We start from the raw sequence: 22,827 nt of genomic DNA on the forward strand, positions 1-22,827 counted from the left end.
AAGGTAGTAACCCGGTGGAGATGACGGATGCGATGCTCGTTCGCGCGGTCCTCGCAGGCGACCCCGCGGCGTTCGGGATGCTGGTGGACCGTCATGCACCGGCGTGTCTCCGCTTTGCGAGTCGTATGTTAGGCAGTCGCGAGGACGCGGAAGACGTGACGCAGGAAGCGTTCGTGCGCGCGCATCGTGCGCTGGCGCGCTACGACGAGCAGATGCGTTTTCGCACCTGGGTCATGAGCATCCTCGCGAACCGGTGTCGGACCGCGCTGTTGCATCGCCATCGGCGGACGTCGCGTGTGGTCATCGACGGCGCCGCCGTGGAGCGGGCCGTTGGGCGAGACGAGGGCGACGCCGAGCTGCGCGACACGATCGAGCGCGCGCTGGCCCAGCTCGATCCGGCGCAGCGGGAAGCGTTCGTGCTGAAGCACGTCGAGATGTTGAGTTACGACGAGATGGCGGCGATCACCGGCGCCGGCGTGTCGGCGCTCAAGATGCGGGTCCGGCGCGCATGCGATCGATTGCAAGTGCTGCTTCGAGAGGATGGCTATGAGTGAGCAACGCGACGACGATGAGCTGACGGGGGCGTTGGAGCGCGCGACGCGGCTCCTGCGGGACGAACCGGTCCCGCGTGAGGCGTGGCGTGACGCGGTGGTGCGGGCGGCGGAAGCCGGCCCCTCCCGCGGGTGGACCGTGCGCCCGTGGGTTGCGGTGGCGGCGTGCGCGGCGTGCATGATCGCCGGCGCGGCGATCGCGTCCCTATCGTTAGGCATCCGGCCGGACCGCGCCGGCGACATCGTCGCGGCGGAAAACGGTATCGTCCGACCGTCGACGCTGCCGGTGCGCTTCTCGGTAGAGGCGCCGGGCGCGGTGCACGTGTCCATCGTCGGCGACTTCAACGGCTGGAACCCCTCGGGGTTGCCGCTGCACCGGATGCCGGATGGCCGCACGTGGGAAGTGGACGTGGGTCTCACGCCGGGCCGGTATGCGTACGCGTTCGTCGTCGACGGGCGCCTGGCGCGCGACTCGTCGGCGGCCGAATCCGGCGCCGACGATTTCGGCGTGCCGAACTCCGTCGTGCTGGTAGGTGGGTCGTGACCGGCATACTCATCCGACGGGCGCGCCAAGTCGCTCTCGCGTTAGGCATCGCGGGTTGCGCTGCGGGCGGCCTGCCGGCACAGACGGCGGAGCCGGCCCTCCCCGCTCGCCTCGGCGCCGCCGCCCGAGCGCAGATCACGGCACTGATGGACTCGGCGCGCGCCGCCGGCCTGCCCACGGCGCCGCTCGCGGCCAAGGCGGCCGAGGGCGTGCTCAAAGGCGCGGACGACGCGCGCATCGTGGACGCCGTGCGCTCGCTGTCCGGTGCGTTAGGACAGGCGCGCGCCGCGCTGGGGCCCGTCGCCGATGCGTCGCTGCTCGACGCGGGCGCCAGCGCGCTGCGCGCCGGTGTCACGCCCGCCGCGCTCCATTCGTTAGGCGAAGCCGGCGCTGCGCCCGCGGGCGCGCCCGCCCTGGCTACCGCGCTGGTCACGCTCGTCGACTTCGTCGCCAAAGGCGTCCCGCCCGCCCTTGCGTCGCAATCCATCGAACAGCTCCTGCGGCTCGGCGCGCCCGAGTCGCGGTTCGTGACGCTGCGCAGCGAAGTCGAAGCGGACATCCGCGACGGCCAAACACCCGAAGCAGCCGTCACGACTCGCGTGCGCACCAACGTGCAGCAGCTCGGCGCGCCCGGCGCGCCACATCCTCCCTCGCCGCCTCCCGACGCGCAGCCATCGGGCGCGTGACGTCAGTGCAGGACCGGAGGTATCACCGGCCGGAGACGTCATTCCAACACAGTGCTCAGGAGGCCGAGCGATGCATCGAATGGTCTGGGTAGGAACGTTCGCCGCCGCCGTCGCCGTCGTGGCGGCCGTGGCCTGCGGCAGCGACTCCGTTGCGTCGCCGACAAAAGCGGTGTCGACCAGCGGCGGGACCGACGGCAACGATTCGTCCGGCACGACGACCGGCGACACCAGCTCGCACGGGAGCACCGGGCACGTTCGGTGGCTCACCATCACGCCACAGGCGGCGTCGCTGCAACTGCACAACTATCTCGCGTTTCACGCAACCCTTTACGATACGAACGGCACACCGATGGCGGTCAAGATCACGTGGCGCTCATCGGATGATCACATCGCGACCGTCAGCGACACTGGCCTTGTGCACGGTGTTGGACTTGGCGTGGTCGCGATTTTCGCCAGCGCAGATGGCGTGAACGACTCCGCCGAGGTTGCGATCGTGGACACGGCGGTGAATCAGCCGGCGCAGCCGCCCGATACCGGCACCGTGCCGGACAGCACGCATCGGCCGCCACCGCCCGACAGTGGCACGGCGCCCGACAGCTCGTACCAGCCGCCGCCGCCACCGCCACCCGATACCGCGGTGCCGGGGGACACCAACAGCGCCGCGCCGCGAGGCGCCTAACGCAAACGGCCGGGGCATGTCGCCCCGGCCGTCGTGCATCGAGCCCCTGTGCGCCGCTACTCGCCGCGCGCTTCGTCCATGGCCGAGCGCAAGCGGGCGGCGGCGGCGCACTCCTGGCGGAGGGCCTCCATCACCGCGTCGGCTTGCTTCATCTGCACGGCCAGCGCCGCGGATCCATCGAGCGCGCGGTCGACCACCGAGCGCTGCGCCGCGAGCGCTTCGGTGGACGACCGAATGTCGCGCGCCAGCGCATCGGCTCGGGCGAGACGGCGCTCGATGTCCTCCACCTGCCATTTGCGATCCGAGAATACGCGCATGCCGTCCGCCGCCGCGGCGAGTTGTTCGCGGGTTCGCTCGAGCGTGGCGCCGGCGTCTTCGATCTCGCGCCGCTCGGCGGAAATCGAGCGGACCAGCTCGGCCGTGCGCTCCGCCACCTCGAACAGGTGCTTGACCTGCGCACTCACCGCGTCGATGGTCGCCTGCTTGCTGCCGATCTGCTCCATGCCGAGCGCGGCTTCGCGTTGCGCGGCGTCCCAGGTGGAGAGCAGCGCCTCGAAGTTTCCCATGCGCTTTTCCACCTGGCCTAACGATCCGACCCGGGCCTCGAGCTCCTCGAGCAGCTGCGACAGCGTACTGGTGCGCTGCTGCGCGTCGCCTAACTGGCCGCCGATCGTGCGCGAGAGCTCATCCAGCTGCTGCATCGCGTCGGCCGCCTCGCGCCGGAGCGCCGACACCTGTGCCAGGTTCGCCGACGCGGCGTCCAGCGCGCTCTGGCGCTGCTCGAACTCCTGCGTGAACACCCGCAGCCGGTCCTCGAGGCCGGCGAACGCCGCCGCGCGTTCGCCTAACGCATCGGCCACGGCGCCGACCGACGTCATGCGCCGATCGGCCGCTTCCACCGATGCCGTCACCGAGCCGATGGTTTGCGCCACGCGGCGCGCCTCGGCCGCCTGGCGGAGCAGATCGCCGAACCGCGTCTCCGCCGCTTCCATGCGCGACTGCAACCCGTTCCCGCGATCCTGCGCCTGCGCCAACGCGGCATCGATCTCGCCTAACTTGCGCTGCATCGCATCCATGACCGTGCCGCGCGCCTCGAGCGCATCCATCGACGACGTGATCTGCGCCAGCTTGTCCCGCAGTGCCTCCGTGCTCGGACGCAGGTGGTCGAGCTCCGCCAACATCTCGCGCGTCGCGCGCAGTTTCACGTCAGCGTCCGCAAGCCACTGGTCGGTCTGCGCCTGGCGCTCACGCAACCGCGTCATCTCCTCGTACGAGAGACGCACCTGCTCCAGCCCATCCCGGATCGACTCGTGCGTCCCGTTGAGCGTCGCCAGATCGCGGAAGATCGACTCCACCTGCGGTCTGAGCGCCTCGGCCCGCTCCATCCGCTGCGTCATCTCGCTCAGCGCGGTCTCCAGGCCGCCGACGTCGTCCCGCACCGCACGCAGGCGATCCGCCTGGCCCGTGATGCGCTGGATGTCCTCGGCCAGATCGCCCACCTGGTCCGCCAGGCCTCGCGACCGCGCTTCGGTCTCGGCCAGAGTGCGGCCGGTTGCATCGAGGGTCGACAACCTCGACTCACAATCCTTGAGCGCCCCGCGCAACTCGACAATGCGCTCGCTCACCGCGTCGAGGCTCCTGTTCTCGAGCTCGAATCGCTCGGCGCTCGATTTCATCTCCTCCCGCATGCTCACCAGCGACTGCTGCGCCGCCTGCTCGGCTTCCTCGAGCGTGCGCTGCTGGGCCGAAATCTCCTCGGCGCGCGCCAGGACCGTAGTGTGCAGCGACTGCACACCTGCGAGCTTGGCCTCGAGCGCCGACACGGCCTGCGCCTGTTCCTCCTGACGGCGAATTGCGCCCTCGAGTTGCGGGCGCAACGACAATACTTCAGTCGTCTGCGCCTCGGCGCGATCCACGGCTTCGCGCTGCTGCTCGAGCACGGCAGTCTTCTGCGCTACCTGCTCGGCGATCGCCTTGAGCACGCCCAGTTGATGCTGGGCGTCGGGAATGCCGCCGGCGATCCGGAGCAGCGCGTCGAGCGCTTCCTGGGCCGTCGCGGCACGACGCTCGACCGCCTCCACCTTGCTCACCGCCGCCTGCGATCGCTGCTCCACACCCTCGAGACGCGACACCGCATGCTTCTGCGCGTGCAGCGCGTCGTCATGCACCGCACGCAGGCGGCCGAGGCTTTCACCAAGCTCGCGAAGCTGCGAATTGGTCGCCTCGGACTCACGACGCAGCGCAGCAAATTGTGGTTGGATCGCAAGGAATTGCTCCAGCTGTTCGCGCATCCCGCTCGCATCATTGATTTTGGCGAGGAGCTCGGCGCTCGACTCGTGGAGGCGGGTCACTTCGGCGTCGGCAGCGCTGATCTTTGCGGTGCTTTCTTCGTGGGCCGACGCGAGTCGTCCCGCCCGTTCTTCCACGGCCTTGAGCTGCTCCGACGTTCGCTCGGCGACCTCGAGGGAGCGTTCGAGACCGGCGATCCGCTCTTCCATCGCGCCGAGCTCTGCCGCACGGTCGGCAACAGATTCGAGGCTGCGAAGGTGCTCCGCCGCCTTCTCGGCGCGCGCGACGAGGGCCAGGAGGGCCGCGCCGTCGTACTTCGGATTGTAGGTGGTTGCGAGCGGCGGCTGCTCCGCTTCACTGGTGGATTGACGCTTCTTGAAGTTGGGGAGCGTGATCATCGCCGTCTCCTGCTCGAGATTCTCGTTGCGGACCGTCTGCGTTTTGCATGACGCGCTGCACGCACTCGGGTCACGATCGCTCGCGCCACGATGCGGATTCGGTCAGGTTGTCGATCTGCCCTCGCGCACGAGAGGCCGCGGCTGCATCTTTTTTCTCCCCATGTTTGAACTCCAGTCTCGCCTCGCAAAGGGCCTCTCGACCCGCTACTCGCTCGATCGCGAGCTTGGTCAGGGCGGAATGGCCGTCGTCTTTCTGGCGCACGATCTCCGACACGATCGACAGGTTGCGCTCAAGGTCCTGCGGCCGGAGATCTCGGCGGAAATCGGCGCGGACCGATTCCTTCGAGAAATCAAGCTCGCCGCCGGTCTCACGCATCCGCACATCCTTCCGGTATTCGACTCGGGCGAAGCCGACGGCCTGCTGTTTTATGTGATGCCGAGCATGGAAGGCCGGTCGCTGCGCGAGCGATTGGACCGGGAACGCCAGTTGGGGTTGTCGGACTCGCTGCGCATTGCGCGCGAGGTGGCGTCCGCGCTGGACTACGCCCACCGGCACAACGTCGTGCACCGCGACATCAAGCCGGAAAACATTTTGCTGCACGAAGGCGCCGCCATGGTGGCCGACTTCGGCATCGGCAAGGCGCTGTCGGGCAACGCGACGTCGCTCACACAGACCGGTCTCTCATTGGGCACGCCCGCGTACATGAGCCCCGAGCAGGCGTCGGGCGAGCTCGGCGCCGATGGCCGCAGCGACTTGTACTCGCTGGGGTGCGTGCTCTATGAGATGCTCACCGGCGAGCCGCCCTTCACCGGGATCAACGCGCAGGCGATCATCGCCAAGCGGTTCGTGTCGCCGATTCCCAAGGTGCGCACGACGCGCGATGTGCCCGACGCGGTCGACACCGCGGTGACGCGTGCCCTTGCCCGCACACCGGCGGATCGATATCCCACGGCCGCCGAATTCGCGGCCGCGCTGCGGACGCTGGACAGAGAATCGGAAAGCGGCGCGCAGCGGGCAGTCAGCGAGGGCTACCGCAGCGCATCGAAGGCGATTGCCGTTCTCCCGCTCGCGAACATGAGCGCCGATCCGGAGAACGAGTATTTCGCCGACGGGATGACCGAGGAGATCATCAACGCGCTCGCCAAGGTCCCGGCGATCCAGGTGGCGTCTCGCACGAGCTGCTTCGCGTTCAAGGGCAAAGAGGTGGACATCCGCCAGGTCGGTGAGAAGCTGGGCGTCACGTCGGTGCTCGAGGGCAGCGTGCGCAAGGTGGGAAACCGGATTCGCATCGCGGCGCAGCTGGTGAACGTGGAGAACGGCTACGACCTGTGGAGCGAGACGTACGACCGCCAGCTCGAAGATGTGTTCGCCGTGCAGGACGAGATCGCCAAGGCCATCGTCGAGGCGCTCAAGGTTCGCCTAACGGAAGCGCAGGGGCCGCAGGTGGTCGTGCCGACGCGGAACCTCGAGGCGTACACGCTCTACCTCAAGGGCCGGTTCTTTTTCGTGAAGCTCTCCGAGCCCGCCCTGCGGAAGGCGCTCGACCTCTTCCAGCACGCGCTGTTGCAGGATCCCGGCTTTGCGCGCGCCTACGCGGGCATCGCGGACGTGTGGTGCAACCTGGCCGACGACTGGGTGGCGCCGGACGACGCATATCCGCGGGCCAAGGCCGCGGCCGAACGCGCACTCCAGCGCGACCCGGAGCTGGCCGAGGCGATCACGTCGATCGGCAAGGTGCTGTGCTGGCACGAATGGAACTTCGCGAGTGCGGAGTCCCAGCTCGCGCGTGCGGTAGCGCTGAGCCCCAACTACGCCGAAGCGCACTACGTGCACGGAACGGCGCTGCCGCTGGTCGGCCGTCTGGACGATGCGATTCAGACCGTGGCGCAGGCGCTCAGGCTCGATCCGCTGTCGGTGCACTACAGCGAGTGGTTGTCGCGGTTCCTGCTGTACGCGGGCGACACCGACGGCGCGATCGCGCAGGGGCTGCGCACGCTCGAGATGGACGAGGTGTGCATCCGGGCGCCGCACTACATCGGTTCGGCGCACCTGGCGAAGGGCGACGCGGCGACGGCGCTCACGTGGTACCGCCGCGCCCAGGCGCTCGAGAAGTCCGTGCGCTCGTACGACGCGATGATCGTGCGCGCGCTGGCGGCGTTAGGCCAGCAGGACGAGGCCGAGGCGATCCTGGCGCGCCTGGAGGAGGAGTCGCACCACCAGTACATGCGCTCGGAGGTCCTGGCGATGGGGTACGCCGCGGTCGGCGATCTCGACCGCGCGTTCGCCGCGCTCGAGCGCGCGTATCAGGCGCGCTCGGCGGGGCTCATCTACCTGCATCTGGACCCGGGGTACGGCCCGCTGCGAGGCGATCCGCGCTACGCCGATTTGGTGGCGCGGATCGGCCTCCGGTGACGGCGGCCCGGCGGCGCCTGCGTTAGGCGCTCAGCGCCCGGCCGAATCGGCGCGGCGGCTTGCCTCGAACAGGAACCAGGTGCGGCGCTCGGTCTCGTCGATCCAGATCTCGATGAGGCTCGTGGTGGCGACGTCCCGATACTGCTCGCACACGTTGTGCGCTTCGCGGAGCCGCGCGGCAAGCGTCTTGTTGTCTTCGCGGAGCTCGGCGAGCATGTCCGACGGCTCGACGTAGCCGGCGTCGTTGTCCGAGATGCGCTGCAGGCGCGTGATGTGGCCGGTGGAGTGAATCGTGTCCTGACCTAACTTCCGCACGCGCTCGGCGATCGGGTCCGTCATCGCGAAAATCTGATCGGCGTGTTCGTCGAGCAGCAGGTGGTAGTCGCGGAAGTGCGGGCCGCTCATGTGCCAGTGAAAGTTCTTGGTCTTCAGGTAGAGCGCGAACACGTCGGCGAGTATCGGGTTGAGCGCGCCGGCGATGAGGCGCGTTCCTTCGTGGTCGAGATCCGTCGGCGTATCGAGCGCGGCCTCGCGGCGGCGCATGAGGTTCGGGTCTTTGGCTCTGGCCGTCTTCATGACGCGGGTCCTCGGTATATAGAAGATTGAGGGCGGCGATGCGCGGCCCCCCTGTTCAATCATGCGAAGGTCGCGCCAAGCCGCACCAGGGGCCGCTGGCGGACCCAGCAGTGGCGCCCTCGGCGCCATGGGCTTGTCATTGCCTGTTGTAACACCTATCTCTCGGTATGCCGACGACACTCAGAGACGAGATCAAGCAAACCAAGCCGTTCGCGCGGCCCGCCGACGAAGCGCTGCTGTCGATATTGCGCACGGCGGCCGTGCTGGAGCACGCCGAGAACGAGGTGCTGAAGGCGCACGGCCTGACGCATACGCAATACAACGTGCTGCGCATCCTGCGGGGCGCGGGCAAGCGCGGCCTGTGCGGACGCGACGTGGCCCAACGGATGGTGTCGAACGTGCCCGATGTCTCGCGGCTTCTCGACCGGATGGAGGACACCGGGTTGATCGCGCGGTCGCGCGATCCGGATGACCGGCGGCACGTCACGGCACGCATCACGGACGCGGGACGGAAGGTGTTGGCCGAGGCGACGCCGGCGCTCGAGCGGAGCGGTCGCGCGCGGATAGCCGGGTTGAGCCCGCTGGACGTCCGGACGCTGATTCGCGTGCTGGCGGCGATCCGGGAACAACGGTGACGCGCGGCGCATTTAGGTGTTATAACAGGCATTGTTACACCACCCAAATTCGCGAGTTACGTCCATGCTGACCACCGCCCTCGATGTCGCCACCGTCGCCACGGGATTGCTCGTTGCCCGCGTCGCGCTCGGACTCCTCATGGCCGCCCATGGGTCTCAGAAACTCTTTGGCTGGTTCGGCGGACACGGCCTCGCCGGGACCAGCGGCATGTTCGAGAGCCTCGGATTCCAGCCGGGCAAGTTGTTCGCGACCGTCGCGGCCGGCACCGAAGTCGCGAGCGGCGTGCTCGTCGCGCTCGGGCTGTTCGGTCCGATCGGTCCCGCGCTCATGCTCTCGGTGATGATCGTGGCCGCCGTGACCGTCCACTTGCCCAACGGGTTGTTCGCGGCCAAGAACGGCATCGAAGTGCCGTTGTTGTACGCCGTTGGCGCGGCGGCGCTGGCACTGACCGGGCCCGGCGCGTATTCGCTGGATGCGGTGCTCGGCCTCGGTACGTTGTCGAGCCCGGCCATCGCGGGCGTGGCCCTCGCGGCCGCCATCCTGGGCGGGATCGGCAACCTGATGGCCCGGCGCCCGGCCGGCGTTGCCTAACTGACAACCGATCGCATCTTCTCTTCTGTCTCGAACACGGCGGACCGATGCAACTCACCGGCATTCACCACCTCACGGCGATCTCGGCCGCGATCCGCGAGAACTACCGCTTCTACACCCGCACGTTGGGCATGCGGTTGGTCAAGCGCAGCGTGAACCAGGATGACGTGACGGCGTATCACTTGTTCTATGCCGACGCGCGCGGCACGCCGGGCACGGACCTCACGTTCTTCGACTGGCCCGTGCTGCGCGAGTCGCGCGGATCGCGGTCGATCACCCGCACGTATCTGCGCGTGGCCGGTCTGTCGGCGCTCGAATACTGGCGCCGGCACCTGTCTGAGCGCGGCGTGACGGTGGGGGACGTGGTCGAACGCGACGCCCGTCTCACCCTCGACTTCGAGGATCCGGAGGGACAGCGGCTCGCGCTGGTCGCCGATGGCGGAACGGGCGACGCGTATCCGTGGGAGCGGAGTCCCGTGCCCGCCGAGTTCCAGGTGCGGGGTCTGGGCCCGATTCTCATCAGCGTGCCTAACTTGGGACCGACGGACGCCCTGCTGCAGCGCGTGATGGGCATGCGTCCGGTGCGCGAGTACCCGCATCCCGAAAACGATGCCCATCGGGTGCACGTGTACGAGATGGGCGCGGGCGGCCCGTCAGCCGAGCTGCACGTGGCGGTGCAGCCGGGGCTGCGGGCCGCGCGGCAGGGCGCGGGCGGCGTGCACCACGTCGCGTTCCGGACGCCGGACGCCGACTACGATGCATGGGCGGACCGCTTGGACACGCTGCACGTGGCGAACAGCGGCAAAGTGGATCGATTCTGGTTCCACAGCTTGTATTTCCGCGACCCGTCGGGCGTGCTGTTCGAGATCGCGTCGGACGGGCCGGGGTTCGGGCTGGACGAAGATCAGGCGACGTTAGGCGAGCGGGTGGTGCTGCCGCCGTTCCTCGAGCCGGAGCGCGAACGGATCGTGGCCGGCTTGCAACCGATCGACTGAGCGAGCCGCTTGGCGTGAACGAACGCGGACGTGTGCTGCAGCATGCGTCCGCGTTCGTGCATCACGAGACGGTGTCGGGAACGATCAGCGCGTTGTACTCCGGATGTCGCTCGAGAAACGCGCGCACGAACGGACAGAGCGGCACCACGCGCAGGTGCTCACGGGCGGCGCGCTCGAGCGCGGCACGGGCGAGCATTTCTGCGTACCCGCGTCCCCGCTGTTCGCGCGGCACTTCGGTATGGAGCAGCCGGATGCGATCGCCGGTGATGCGATACGTGAGTACCGACACACCGCCGTCCGCGTACAGCTCGAAGCGCCGCTCTGCCTGGTTGTCAACGACAGTCGGTTCCGTGCTTTGCTCGCTATTCATTCTGGAAATATCGCGCGATGCCGTGAAAACTCTCAGGTGTGGTGCAGCAAATGCGCCGCGCTGGTGCGTGAGGCGTGGCGGCAGGGAATCGCGAATGCGAGCGCGCCAGCGCCGCACACGATACCGGACGCAATAACAAATGCTAACGGATCACGCGGGCTCACGTCGTATACGATGGCGCGCAGCACGGCCCCGGCAGCGAACGCGAGCACGACGCCGGCCGTGACACCGCACGCCAATATTGCCACGCCCTGTCTCAGCACCAGTCGCGTCACCTGCGCTGGCGTGGCGCCAAGCGCGACGCGAACGCCGATCTCGAATTCGCACTGGCGAACGAATGTCGCACCGACGCTGTAGAGCGCGATCGCCGTCAAGAGCACGATCGCGACCGCAAATGCGCCCAGCAGCTGTGCCTCGAGACGCTGCGCGGCGAGCGAGAGGCCGACGCGGTCCGCCATCGATGCGAAGTCCGCGAGGTAGAGACGCGGATCGAACTCCCGCACAGCGTCCCGAATCGCAGGGATGAGCGCCGCGGGATTTCCCGTGCTTCGCACGGCGATGTAGGCCGGTACCAGCGCCGACTGCGCATAGGGTGTGTACAACGTCGCGCGCGGCGCGAGGACGTCACGGTACCGCGTCGGCGAAACGACGCCGACCACAGTGTAGAACTGTGTGCCAACGCCGATCTGCTTGCCGATGGGATTCTTGCCTGGCCACGCGTCGCGCGCGAGGAACGCATCGACGATCGCCACCGGCGCGGCTCCAGGGCCGTCGAACGCGGTGAACTCGCGTCCGCGCTCGAGCGCAATGCCTAACGTGCGAAAGTAGTCCGGGCCGGCGCCAAGATAGTCCACCATGGGCCGGTTGGTGGCGGTATTCGGCGGATCGTCAGGCAGACTGTACGCGAGGTCGTTGCCTGCAGCTCGAAACGGCGGCGCGATGAGGCCCGACGCATCGCGCACACCGGGGACGTCGCGGACGCGCCGGATCGCTCCCTCGAGCGCGGCATTGAACGCGCGCGGATCGCCGACGCTTCGGTTCTGGCCGAACCGCGCGATGATGAGATGGTCGGGATGAAAACCAAGCCGATCGTGCGCGAGCGCTTCGAAACTGCGTAGGACAACGACTGCGCCGACGAGCAACGCGACCGCGATGGCCACTTGCGTCGCGACGAGTGCCGCGCGGGTGCCGCGCGCGATGGTGTGTCCTTGCGCCGCGCGGCGCTCGCGCACCGTGTCGCCAGCTTCGACGCGTCCGCCGATCGCGGCGGGAATCGCGCCGAAAAGCAGCGTCATGGCGGCGCACAAAGCGATGGCCGCGGCGAGCACCGGCATATCGAGTGCGACCGCGTGCACGCGTGGCAGTTCGGCCGGCGCGAAACGTGCGAACGCCGTGACGGCGTAGCAGGCGCATCCAATGCCTAACGCACCGCCCGCCGATGACAGCACCGCGGCTTCGATCAGCACGAGCTGCACGATGCGGCGACGGCCCGCGCCGAGCGCCGCGCGAACCGTGAGTTCGTGCCGTCTGGCGAGCGTGCGGAGCAGCATCAGGTTGGCCACATTCACACAGGTGACGAGCAGGAGCAGGGCGACCGCGCCAAGCACGATGTGCAGCGCCGGTCGAACCGTGCCGACGACGGCCTCGGCGACAGGAACCGCGACCGGCCGCACGATGTTGCCTAACAGGCGGCGGGCCCCGGAATGCGGCTCTTCCGGCCGCGACAGAAATGCGCCGAGCTCGGCCCGGGCGCCGGCGACCGTGGCGTCCGGCGCCAGACGTCCAACGACATCGACAAAACCGGGAAGCGTGTCCTTCACCTGCGCGTAGTTAGGCCAAGACCCCCAGAGTTCGGCTCCGCTGGGATAGTCGACATTGCCGGCGACGACGCCGACGATGGTCATCTTCCGCAGATAGAACTTGGTCTTGGTGCCGATGACGGACGGGTCGCTGCCATAGGCGCGCCGCCATAGGCGTTCGCTAATCACCCCGACGAACGGCTCGCCGTAGCGATCGTCCTCCGGACGCAGTAGCCGCCCGACGAGCGGACGAGCGCCCAACACGTCAAAGAAGGTGCCCGTCACCAGCGCAGCCGGAACCGACGCGACCGTGTCGCCAAACTGGATGAGGCGGGGCAGCGTTCCTTGATAGTCGACAGCCGCAATACGCGAAAAGCTCCTCGCCTCCCGCGCGAATGCCGTGTACTCGCCGCCGGAGAGCGGAATGTGCTCGGGTTGCTTGGTTGGGTTGTCGCCCCACATCACGACGACGCGCGCTGGGTCGCGCAGCGGCAGCGGTGCAACGAGGACACTGTACCAGACACTGAGTACGCTCGTCGTGGCGCCGATACCGAGGGCCAGCGTTAGGACCGCAGCCACGCTAAAGGCCGGTGTCCGCCGCAGGCCGCGAACGGCAAGCCGGACATCGCGGAGCCATTCCTCGAGCCCGCGTCCGCCCCATGCATCGCGGCTCGCCTCCGCAATCAGGCCCGCGTTGCCGAAGCGACGACGAGCCGCTGCGTCGGCATCGCGTTGCGGCAGCCCCCGCGCGGTCTGGGTGTCGGCCCGCATCGCGATGTGCGTGCGCATCTCCTCGGCCAGCTCGCGCGTATACTGGCTGCGGCGCACGAACCGTGCGGTGCGTCGTCCGAGCCTGGCGAACCAATGCATGGCGCTCGCGCCGTCGGTTAGGAGGCGGCCGGCTGAATCACCCGCGTGATCGCGCGCACAATCTCCTCGAAGCCGTTCACCTCGGCGTGCATCCGCTTGCGTCCTTCCGGTGTGAGACTGTAGTAGCGGGCGCGGCGGTTGTTCTCGGTCTGCTTCCAGGTGCCCCGCACCCAGCCGTTGATCAAGAGGCGTTGCAACGCCGGGTACAGCGTGCCTTCTTCGACCTGGAGCACGCCGTCGGTGGTTTGCGCGATGAATTGCGCGATGCCGAAGCCATGCAGCGGTCCGCAGCGGTTGATAGTCTTGAGAATCAGCATTGCGAGGGTGCCGGGCGGAATGTCGCGGCGCTTCACTCCCGTTCCCATAGGTCGCTTACCCTAGGTTGCATATGTGAGCAACGATGGCATCGACCGCGTGCAGCCGCAAGAGGCTCCTTGCCATACCGAGTCTCGCCGGTCTGCTTCTGGCCATCACTGGCGCGTGTGCACGGCCGACGACGCACGCCGAGGCTGCGCAGCCAAGGCCTGTGCACCTCTTCGTGCAGCGAGTGAGTGATCTGTCGAGCACGCTGATCGTGGTCAACGGCGGCCCTGGTGTGTCGCACGATTATCTCGTCCGGAATGGGATCGCGTTGCCGCGTTCGCCGGTCTCGTCTACTACGATCAACGCGGTTGCGGAAAAAGCGAGCGACGTCCGCCATGTACGTGCCAGACCCACGTGAGGACCTGGATGAATGGCCTGTGCGTATCTGCGCCGAGACTTGCCGGAGCGCGTGCGTGCGCACGTGGATTCGCTTGACGCCGGATATCTGGTTCCAGAGCTGATTCTCGATTCGTCGAGCAGCACGACTCGCGATCGAGGAATCGACTCGGCGATCGTCGCGCATGCGGTCCTTCGTGACGGCGCTTCGTTAGGCGTCGGCGCGATCACCGCCGTTCGAGCAGCGCCAGCGGCGACCGGGATTCTCGCTCGACCTGCGTGAGCGTGCATTGCCCCGGCGCCTTGTCCGGCCGCCAGCGGTGAAACGAGGTGCCGTGACGAAACCGGCCGCCCGAAAAATGATCGTACGCGACTTCCACCACGAGCTTGGGCGCGAGCGGATTCCATTCGCCGCTCCGCTCGGTGCTCCAGCGGCTCGGACCGCCCGGCGCACGCCCGGTGAACCCGGGCGGCTCGATCAGTGCCTCGAGCCGCTTCGTGATCGCCGGTTTCTCGGCCCGCGGGATGTTGGACGTGAACCCCACGTGATGCAGCAGGCCGTCGTCGTCGTACAATCCGAGCAGCAGCGATCCGACCAGCTTCTCCTTGGACCCGTAGCGGAATCCTCCGACGACACAATCGGCGGTGCGCGTCTGCTTGATCTTGACCATGCCGCGGCGGTTGCCGCTTTCATACGGCAGATCCACGCGCTTGGCGATGATGCCGTCCAGTCCGCTGCCCAGTGAACGGAGCCAGCGTTCGACATCGCGCAAGTCCGACGTCGCCGGCGACAGCCTCACGCGTGCGCCGGGCGGCACATGTTCGCCGGCAAATGCTTCGAGTGCCTGGCGCCGGACTTCGAGCGGCTGGTCGACCAGCGACGTTCCGGCGGCATCGACGAGCAGGTCGAACGCAATGAACGTCGCGGGCGTCTCGCGCGCGAGCTTCGCGACGCGGCTCTGCGCCGGATGGATGCGCATCAACAGGTCGTCGAACGACAGGCTCGTGCCTAACGGCACGACGATCTCGCCATCCAGGACGAAGCGCGGCGCGGTGAGCTCGAGCATCGAGGCGACGACGTCCGGGAAATACCGCGCCAAGGGCTTGCCGGCCTTGGACATGAGCTCGACCCGAGTCCCGTCGCGGAAGGCCAGACATCGGAAGCCATCCCATTTCGGCTCGTATTCCCATTCGTCGCCGCGCGGGATCTCGCCCACCGACTCCGCTTCCATCGGCGCAAAGGTCGTGCGGATGGGCAGCACCTAAAGCAACCGCGCCAGCGGAAAGCGCCCGCGCCCCGCGAGCATGGGCTTCCACCCATCGCCTAACTTGGCCACGCGCGCCGGCACGCTGTCCATGCGAAAGTCGTCGATCGCGATACCGCGCTCGACTTCGGCCCACGACACCGGCGTGGAGACCGGCGCGCGCGGCCTCGGGCGCACCGAGTACACCGACGCCAGCGTGCGTCCCCAGGCATTCTGATTGTAGTCCACGAGCACGCGCTGGCGCGGCCGCCGCGCGATGCGATACTCGGACGTGAGCAGCGCGGGTTGGAGCGCCGCAATGGAGACGGCAAAGCTCTTGGCGAACGTCCACACGTCTTTCTGCGTCGGGCCGCGCTCGATCGGCACGTAGATGTGGACGCCGCGCGAACCCGTGGTCTTGACGAGCGGTTTCATGCCTAACCCAGTGAGTCCGGTGCGCACGACGAGCGCCGCCTCGCGGACGTGGTCGAAGGTCGCCCCCGGCGTCGGATCGAGGTCGAAGTGCAAGACGTCGGGACGATTGGTGTCGTCGCACGTCGCGTACCACGGGTTGAGATCGATGCAGCCCAGGTTGACGATCCAGAGGAGCGACGCGAGGTCCTGCACCATGGGAAAGTCGATCACGTTGCCCGAGCGGTGCTCGATCGTGCAGGTCTCGATCCACTCCGGCCGCGGCGAGGGCGCGCGCTTCATGAAGAAGCTCTTGCCCGTGATGCCGTTCGGATATCGCTTCATGACCATCGCGCGGTCGAAGAGATGCGGCAGGAGCACCGGCGCGACCGCGGCGTAGTACCGCAGGACATCGCCTTTCGTTAGGCGCTCGCCGGGCCAGAACACCTTGTCGAGATTGGTGAGGGCGACCGATCGCCCCGCGATGCGCAGCTCGGCGTCCCCCTGCGCCGGGATGTCGACGGCCGGCGGCTGCCCGGCCATCACCGCGCTCGGGCCAGCTTTGGCGGACGGCGGCCGTGTCGGACCGCGCCCCTCACCGGGATGTACGTCAGCTCGTCCTCGGCACGCGTCCTCCGCAACAGGATGCCGCCGCGGCTCATGTCGCCGCGGCCGACGAACGTCTCGGGAAAGAGCAGTCGCGGCCCGAACGCCGTTAGGAGCGGGTCGACATACTTCCCGGTCGCGATGCTGCCGAGCAGCACCACCTCGGCTGCGTCATCGAGGGCGGCGCGGATGCGGCTCGCATCGCGCAGCAGCGGCGCGTGAAAGCGATCGTCGCCCGCCGACAGGTCGATCTCCGCAAAAGCCTCGAGCTCGCGGCGCGTGACGCGCGTCTCCGGCGGCAGGAGGCCGCGCGTCGTGGTAATGATGTGCACGGCCGCGACGCTGGCCGACGGCCGGCCGAACATCTGCGCGTAGGCGTGTTTGCCCCGAAAGTAGAGGCCGCTGAGGAAGCTGAAGACGTCGGAGAGTGCTGCGCCGTCGCGCGTGCCCAACGCGCGAGCCAACGGGAACGCAGCGTCGGGATTCAACAGAACCCGTGCGCGCGCGCCGTCCAGGCGCGCCGGCGAAAGAAGAAAAATGCGCGTCGGCATGTCACCGAATCATACTGAGCCAACCGGCGCAATGGCTTCAGGGCGTCGCGCCGCGTGCACCCGTGGTGGTGAGACGGTACATGAGCAGCGCGGCGCGCTTGGTCTGGACCGGCAGCATGCGCAGATCCGCGGTTTCCTGCTCGCTGTGGTCGTCGTGGCCGGAGAGGCCCAGCGCATCGATGGCCATCGGCACGATGTTGGCCACGAACGAGACGTCGGCCGCGCCGGCGCGCGACGGGTCGACCGCCACGACGGGCCCGAACCCGAGATCGCGGCTCGCGCGATCGTACATGGCGAGCAGCCGGCGGTTGCCGGCGGTGGGCGCCATGGGCGGATAGCCATCGGCGAACACGAGGTGCGCCGTGGTCATCGGCAGCGTTTGCCCGACGATGCGCTGCATCGCGCGTTGGGCGTTCGCGAGCTGGTCGGGGCTCAGCGTGCGCAGGTCGCCGGAGACTAACGCAGAGTCGGCGACGACGTTCGTCTTGCCCGCGGCCGTGCCCGCGCTCTGCGTCGAATCGAGCGACACCGCGGTGCCTCCGACGATGATGCCGGGACTGAAGGTCAGATAGCGTTCCGTGGACAGCTGGCGATAGAACTGGGCGAGCACGCGCGCGGCCTCGTAGATCGCGCCCGCGCCGTATTCCTTGGTGAAGATCTGGGACGAGTGCGCGGTGCGGCCCGTGGTGGTGAGCGTCCACGAGATGTCGCCGCGGCGCGAGATGACCGCGGTGCGGGGATCGCCCGCGCCGTCTTCGAAGCCTAACGCCGCGGCCGCGCCGTGCGCCGCGTCGATCAGCGTCTTCCGGGCCAGCGAGAGCGGCGACCCGGCATCTTCTTCATCGCCGTCGTACACCACCACGACGTGCATCGAGTCGAGCGCACCGGCCTCCTTGAGCGCGCGCAGCGCGTAGAGCGCGATCACGTCCCCGCCCTTCATGTCGATCACACCGGGCCCGCGGGCCGTGCTGTCATCGAGCCGCACGAATTTCTGAAACGGGCTCGACGGATCGAACACGGTGTCGAGATGGCCAATGATCAGGATCTTGGGACCGGGGCCGGGATGCTCGGCCACGAGGTGTCCGGCGCGATGAAACGCCGAGCCGTCCACCCAGTGCGTGGTAAAGCCGAGCGAGTCGAATTGGGCGCGCAGGATGTCGCCGACGTTGCGCACGCCGGCGTGGTTGGTGGTGCCGCTGTTGATGTCGACGAGCCGGATGAGCAGGGCGAGCGCGTCGTCGTTGTGCGCGTCGATCGACGTTACGATTCTGCTTTCGACACCGGTACGCCGACCCGGCGTGCTTGTTTGGGCGGCCGCGGTTGGGCCGATCGCTGAGGCAATGAGCAGCGTCGCGGCGGCGAGAGGCGCCACGAGCGCGGGACAATGAAATCGCATGGAGGTAAGGTACACACTTCTCAGCGGCTTTTCTTCGCGATGGCTGCGAGCACAACCCGCGATCGTCTCACTTGGCGGCGACCACTGCGCTGGTCCGCGACGCAGTGCACGCAGACGTGCGATACATCGGATACCGCGCACTCAAGAACGGGCAGATGTCGCTATAAATGATGTCGCCGACGCGCTGGGCGCCCGCATTCGTATAATGGACGTAATCATAGAAGTAGCGGGAGCTTTTCGGCATCTGCCGCGCCAGATCCACCACGAGAACGCTGTCTTCTTCACCGACTCGTCGCACGACGTCGTTGTAGAGCTCCATCACGTCCCACATCTCGGCGCCGTTCCCTTTGCCCCAGCGGACGGTGGCGAGATCGACGCCGGTTACGTCATCGGTGACCGGGCCGATTAAGAGCGGTTGCGTCACGAGAATGGGTTCGATGCCGTTGGCGCGCGACCGTTGTACCAGCGCGCGAACGCGCGCGTCGTACGCGGGGATGTAGCGCGCGCGGTTCTGCGCGAGCAGCATCATGCGCTCCGCGGTGCGCATCGGCTCGTGCTCCGAGCGATGCAGATCGACTTGCAGGTTTTTCATGCTCCAACCCTGCCCTTGCACGAGGCCGCTGCGGCGCGCTTCGATGGACCGATATGCATTGACGCCTAACGCAAGCAGCTCGCTGTGCTCCACAAGGCGGCGGGCGAACCGGCGCACACTGTATCGCCGGTACAGTGTGGTATCCTCGGCGGTCGGCGCGTCGTGGCCGATGTCGTTGACGCCGATGAGAAAGACCGCCACCTTCGGTTTGGCGCGCATGTGCACGATGCTGTCGAGCAACACGAGGTGGCCGAACGTCGACTGTCCATCGAGCCCCGCGTCGTCCACCCACACCGGGCGAAAGGTCTGCGCCAGGTCGCGGCCGAGGACGTCGGTCCAGGTGTGGCCGTCGGAGAGATAGAAGCACTCAGTCGTGCTGCCGCCAATCGTCATGATAGTGAGGATGGACGATGGCGTCGCCGGTGGCTCCGGCCCTCGAAAGCCGAGCGAATTCGTCGTGTGAATGATCGTCGGGTCGAGCTTGTCGTCGTCGAGATTCTTGATGATGTAGCGCTGATTCACCGGCAGCGCGATCGCGTACCCCTTCACACGCGACTCGAAGGGGTTGTACACGCGCAGCATCAGCTCGCCGCCGGCGAGGGCCAGCACCAGGCCGAAACAGGCGAGGCCGGCATATTGCAGCGTCGCGACGAGCCAGCGCGTTAGGCGCATGCTGTCAGGCTCAGAACAGCGTGTAGATGAACGGGGACAGCGCGCTGCCGTGCGCCAGCACCATGAGAATACTCAACAACACGAGCATGATCACGAGCGGCATGAGCCACCACTTCTTGCGCACGCGCAAGAACAACCACAGGTCCCCGAGCATTCTCGTCCTCGACATCACGCACCTCCACGACTCAGTTGGAACGACGCTGCGGTCAGAACGGCCGCAGGTGCCGGTCGGGCACGTCGATGCGCTCGTGCGGCTTCCAGTACGTGCGCTGGGTTCCCGGCGCCCAGGCGCGCTCGAGCGTGTCCTTGCCGGTTAGGCGAGCGAACAGGCCGAAGAGCGGAAGCACCAGGAGATAGAGCACGGACAGAAGAAGCGACGTCGTGACGATGCCGAGGCCGGTGGCGAACGCCATCCACGGCTTGTAGAGTGGCAAGAGCACCGGCGGCGCAACGGCGCCCAACAGCATGAGCGCGGCTCCAGCGATCCAGGCATACCCGTGCGCATGCCACGCGGGATGCCGCCAGAGCACGATGCCGCCCACGACTACCAGGGCGCCGCCGACGGCGACGCCGAACTCGCGCAACTGCTTTCGCGTTGGAGTCTTTGGCCAGAGCGATTCCATAATCAGTCCAGGGTAAACTGCGAGCGCCAATCACCGGCATCCTCGAACCTCGGCTGGTCGCGCTTGAGCAACACGCAATCCTCGAGGACGAGCGCATCGATGCCCGTCCGCTGAAAGCACGTATACGCATCGGCGGGACTCTCGACGATCGGTTCGCCGCGCACGTTGAAGCTGGTATTGATCAGCACGCCGACATCGGTTAGGCACTTGAATTCTCGCAAGAGCCGGTGATACCGCGGATGATCGACGGCGTCGACGGTCTGGATGCGCGCCGAGTAGTCGATGTGCGTCACCGCGGGGATGGCGCTGCGGGGCACGTTGAGCTTGTCGATGCCGAACAGGCCGCGCTGTTCGTCGGTCATCACGGTGCACTTGTCCGGCCGCACGTTGGCGACCAGCAGCATGTACGGCGAATCGGCGTCGAGGTCGAACCAATCGGCCACGTCTTCGCGCAGGCACGATGGGGCGAACGGTCGGAATGACTCGCGGAACTTGATCTTGAGATTCATCACCGATTGCATCGTCTGGCTGCGCGCGTCGCCCAGGATCGATCGCGCGCCTAACGCGCGGGGGCCGAATTCCATGCGTCCGGAGAACCAGCCGACCACGGACCCGTTCGCGAGCAGGCGTGCGACGTACGGCAGCAGTTCCTCGTCGGGCATGCGCGTGTACGGCGCCTTGCGCTCGTCGAGGAAGCGGCGAATCGTGTCGCCATCGTAGCGCGGGCCGAGATAACTCCCGCGCTGATGATCCCGCCCATCCCCGCGCTCGAGCCGCGGCTGCCGCTCGACTTGATACCACGCGTAGAGCGCGGCGCCCAATGCCCCGCCCGCATCGCCCGCAGCCGGCTGAATCCAGATTTGATCGAAGACGCCTTCTTTGTGAATCTTGCCGTTCGCCACACAGTTGAGCGCGACGCCGCCCGCGAGGCAGAGGTTCCGCTCGCCGGTTTCATGGCGCACGTGCTTCGCCATGCGCATCATGACCAGCTCGGTCACATCCTGAATCGACCGGGCGAGATCCATCTCGCGCTGCGTGAGGTGTGTCTCGGGTTTGCGCGGCGGACCGCCGAACAACTCGTCGAATGCGCCGTTCGTCATCGTTAGGCCGGCCGGATACGCGAAGTACTTCATGTTCATCTTGAACGACCCATCGTCCCGCAAGTCGATGAGATGCTCGAGAATGCGGTCGACGTACTTCGGCTCGCCGTACGGCGCCAACCCCATCACTTTGTACTCGCCGGAATTCACCTTGAAGCCGGTATAGTACGTGAACGCGCTGTAGAGGAGACCGAGGCTGTGTGGAAATCGCATTTCCTCGCGCAGCTCGATGCGGTTGCCGCTGCCCACGCCCCAGCTCGTCGTGCACCATTCGCCGACGCCGTCGATCGTGATGATCGCGGCCGAACCGAACGGACTCGGGAAGAACGCGGACGCAGCATGACTCTCGTGGTGCTCCGGATAACACACTGGTCCCTCGAAGCCCAGCTCGCTTCGAATCGTGCGCTCCATCCAGAGTTTTTCCTTGAGCCAGAGCGGCATGGCCTTGAGGAAACTTCGAACGCCACGCGGCGCATACCAGATGTACGTCTCGAGCAGGCGCTCGAATTTGAGGAAGGGTTTGTCGTAGAACGCCACGCTGTCGAGATCACGTGCGGTGATGCCGGCTTCTGCAAGACAGTAGCGCGTCGCGTGCGCCGGAAACCGGTGATCGCCTTTGACGCGCGTGAATCGCTCCTCCTGCGCAGCCGCGACGATGGTTCCGTTGTCGACGAGCGCCGCCGCACTGTCGTGGTAAAAGGCGGAGATTCCCAGGATTTTCATAGCGGCAGTGTCACACGCCTGACGGATGATTCCGCATGCCGCGAGGCACGACTGCACTGGTTGGGCCTGCGACGCAAAGCTTTTCGCTCCGCGTGAGGCACCAGCCGCCTCGAGAAACGGGCGAGTGACGCGGCGAGTCGACCACAGTAATTATGCCGACTCGCCACACACGGCAAGATGCGGACGGCGTCTACGGTTACACAGCAAACTCTGCCATACAGCTGGGCGGCCGCTTTACCGGGCGACGACCTACTCCGCCACGCGTGCCGGCCTCATGCATTCACCGCGTCTTCGCGGCCCAACGGAGGGCCGATCCGGCGCCTTACGGCGCGCCGAAGCACGCCTTTGCGCCGGAGGCCTCTCCGATCGAAGCCATGCCTTCATGCGAGCCTCCGGCGCGAAGATGTTCGAGCGACATGCTCACCGGCGTGGTTGTTGGTGCCGCTGTTGATGTCGACGAGTCGGCTGACTCCCCGTCGTCGGTTGCGCGGCGGCCGTTGGGCCGGGCGCCAACGCGGCGAGGAGCGTTGCCAGGGCGAGAGACGCGCCGCGCGCGGGAGAAAGAATTCGCATGGACGTAAGGCACGCCTCGGGCAGCGGGTGACCGCGCGCGGTACGATCGGGCGAGTGCTCGGCCGCCCGGCCGCCGCCATCGCCGTCGCCGGCGAAGACGAAACTTGACGAAACACTAGGCCGTCTATATAACTAGACATCCTAGTGCTCCGACCCGTGACCAAACCCATCCCGCTCCTCCAGGGCACCCTGGACCTGATCGTTCTCGAGATGCTCCGCGCCGAGCCGACCAACGGCTAC

Annotated in this window: 21 protein-coding genes; 8 read left to right on the plus strand and 13 right to left on the minus strand. The window is 67.3% G+C overall.

The genetic code is table 11. The annotated features are described in order from the left end of the window. Positions 1-32 precede the first annotated feature (32 nt). The 4 genes from VFW04_02025 (at position 33) to VFW04_02040 (ending at position 2,460) form a co-directional block, all read left to right on the plus strand. The gene (locus VFW04_02025) at positions 33-554 is read left to right on the plus strand and encodes a sigma-70 family RNA polymerase sigma factor (protein ID HEX5178082.1); all 522 of its coding nucleotides are present in this window, start codon (positions 33-35) and stop codon (positions 552-554) included. Beyond that, positions 547-1,095 (plus strand): isoamylase early set domain-containing protein, encoded by a 549-nt coding sequence (locus VFW04_02030; protein HEX5178083.1) that lies wholly within the window; start codon positions 547-549, stop codon positions 1,093-1,095. The genes VFW04_02025 and VFW04_02030 overlap by 8 nt, the downstream gene beginning before the upstream one ends. Further along, positions 1,092-1,781, plus strand: coding sequence for a hypothetical protein (locus VFW04_02035; GenBank protein HEX5178084.1), 690 nt, complete (start codon positions 1,092-1,094; stop codon positions 1,779-1,781). The genes VFW04_02030 and VFW04_02035 overlap by 4 nt, the downstream gene beginning before the upstream one ends. Positions 1,782-1,851: 70 nt before the next feature. After that, complete coding sequence (locus VFW04_02040) at positions 1,852-2,460, plus strand: Ig-like domain-containing protein (GenBank protein HEX5178085.1); 609 nt, start codon at positions 1,852-1,854, stop codon at positions 2,458-2,460. 56 nt (positions 2,461-2,516) lie between these two features. Here VFW04_02040 and VFW04_02045 read toward each other — a convergent pair whose 3' ends face one another. Then, a complete protein-coding gene (locus VFW04_02045) occupies positions 2,517-5,147 on the minus strand; it encodes a hypothetical protein (GenBank protein ID HEX5178086.1) in 2,631 nt (876 codons plus the stop codon). 160 nt (positions 5,148-5,307) lie between these two features. Here VFW04_02045 and VFW04_02050 point away from each other — a divergent pair, with 160 nt between their 5' ends. Continuing rightward, a complete protein-coding gene (locus tag VFW04_02050; GenBank protein HEX5178087.1) occupies positions 5,308-7,560 on the plus strand; it encodes a protein kinase in 2,253 nt (750 codons plus the stop codon). Positions 7,561-7,590: 30 nt separating this feature from the next. On the opposite strand, the gene VFW04_02055 is transcribed toward VFW04_02050, so the two are convergent. Continuing rightward, a complete protein-coding gene (locus tag VFW04_02055) occupies positions 7,591-8,136 on the minus strand; it encodes a DNA starvation/stationary phase protection protein (protein HEX5178088.1) in 546 nt (181 codons plus the stop codon). A gap of 167 nt (positions 8,137-8,303) precedes the next feature. Here VFW04_02055 and VFW04_02060 point away from each other — a divergent pair, with 167 nt between their 5' ends. From VFW04_02060 to VFW04_02070, 3 genes are all read left to right on the plus strand, one after another. After that, positions 8,304-8,771: a MarR family transcriptional regulator gene (locus tag VFW04_02060; protein HEX5178089.1), complete on the plus strand. Its 468-nt coding sequence runs from the start codon at positions 8,304-8,306 to the stop codon at positions 8,769-8,771. A 64-nt stretch (positions 8,772-8,835) separates the two neighbouring features. Further along, positions 8,836-9,363 carry a DoxX family protein gene (locus VFW04_02065; GenBank protein ID HEX5178090.1) on the plus strand — a complete coding sequence of 176 codons (528 nt, stop codon included), beginning with the start codon at positions 8,836-8,838 and terminating at the stop codon, positions 9,361-9,363. Positions 9,364-9,410: 47 nt separating this feature from the next. Beyond that, the gene (locus VFW04_02070) at positions 9,411-10,358 is read left to right on the plus strand and encodes a ring-cleaving dioxygenase (protein HEX5178091.1); all 948 of its coding nucleotides are present in this window, start codon (positions 9,411-9,413) and stop codon (positions 10,356-10,358) included. A 61-nt stretch (positions 10,359-10,419) separates the two neighbouring features. Here VFW04_02070 and VFW04_02075 read toward each other — a convergent pair whose 3' ends face one another. The 11 genes from VFW04_02075 to VFW04_02125 form a co-directional block, all read right to left on the minus strand. Further along, positions 10,420-10,728, minus strand: coding sequence for a GNAT family N-acetyltransferase (locus tag VFW04_02075; GenBank protein ID HEX5178092.1), 309 nt, complete (start codon positions 10,726-10,728; stop codon positions 10,420-10,422). Positions 10,729-10,760: 32 nt separating this feature from the next. Next, positions 10,761-13,355 carry an ADOP family duplicated permease gene (locus tag VFW04_02080; GenBank protein HEX5178093.1) on the minus strand — a complete coding sequence of 865 codons (2,595 nt, stop codon included), beginning with the start codon at positions 13,353-13,355 and terminating at the stop codon, positions 10,761-10,763. Positions 13,356-13,414: 59 nt separating this feature from the next. Further along, positions 13,415-13,750, minus strand: a complete 336-nt coding sequence (locus VFW04_02085) for a PadR family transcriptional regulator (GenBank protein ID HEX5178094.1) — start codon at positions 13,748-13,750, stop codon at positions 13,415-13,417. 573 nt (positions 13,751-14,323) lie between these two features. After that, entirely contained in the window at positions 14,324-15,358 is a 1,035-nt protein-coding gene (locus VFW04_02090) for an ATP-dependent DNA ligase (GenBank protein HEX5178095.1), read from the minus strand. Further along, complete coding sequence (gene ligD, locus VFW04_02095) at positions 15,359-16,294, minus strand: non-homologous end-joining DNA ligase (GenBank protein ID HEX5178096.1); 936 nt, start codon at positions 16,292-16,294, stop codon at positions 15,359-15,361. Next, entirely contained in the window at positions 16,294-16,908 is a 615-nt protein-coding gene (locus VFW04_02100) for a hypothetical protein (GenBank protein ID HEX5178097.1), read from the minus strand. Before VFW04_02100 ends, ligD begins: the two co-directional genes overlap by 1 nt. 37 nt (positions 16,909-16,945) lie before the next feature. After that, entirely contained in the window at positions 16,946-18,304 is a 1,359-nt protein-coding gene (locus VFW04_02105; GenBank protein ID HEX5178098.1) for a M20/M25/M40 family metallo-hydrolase, read from the minus strand. 67 nt (positions 18,305-18,371) lie between these two features. Beyond that, positions 18,372-19,568, minus strand: coding sequence for an SGNH/GDSL hydrolase family protein (locus tag VFW04_02110; protein ID HEX5178099.1), 1,197 nt, complete (start codon positions 19,566-19,568; stop codon positions 18,372-18,374). Positions 19,569-19,578: 10 nt separating this feature from the next. Further along, complete coding sequence (locus VFW04_02115) at positions 19,579-19,722, minus strand: DUF5989 family protein (GenBank protein HEX5178100.1); 144 nt, start codon at positions 19,720-19,722, stop codon at positions 19,579-19,581. A 52-nt stretch (positions 19,723-19,774) separates the two neighbouring features. Then, entirely contained in the window at positions 19,775-20,191 is a 417-nt protein-coding gene (locus tag VFW04_02120) for an SxtJ family membrane protein (protein ID HEX5178101.1), read from the minus strand. 2 nt (positions 20,192-20,193) lie between these two features. Then, positions 20,194-22,014 carry a carbamoyltransferase gene (locus tag VFW04_02125; protein ID HEX5178102.1) on the minus strand — a complete coding sequence of 607 codons (1,821 nt, stop codon included), beginning with the start codon at positions 22,012-22,014 and terminating at the stop codon, positions 20,194-20,196. Between the last annotated feature and the right edge of the window lie 813 nt (positions 22,015-22,827).

The sequence above is a fragment of the Gemmatimonadaceae bacterium genome (genome assembly GCA_036273715.1).
Lineage (GTDB): Bacteria > Gemmatimonadota > Gemmatimonadetes > Gemmatimonadales > Gemmatimonadaceae > JADGGM01.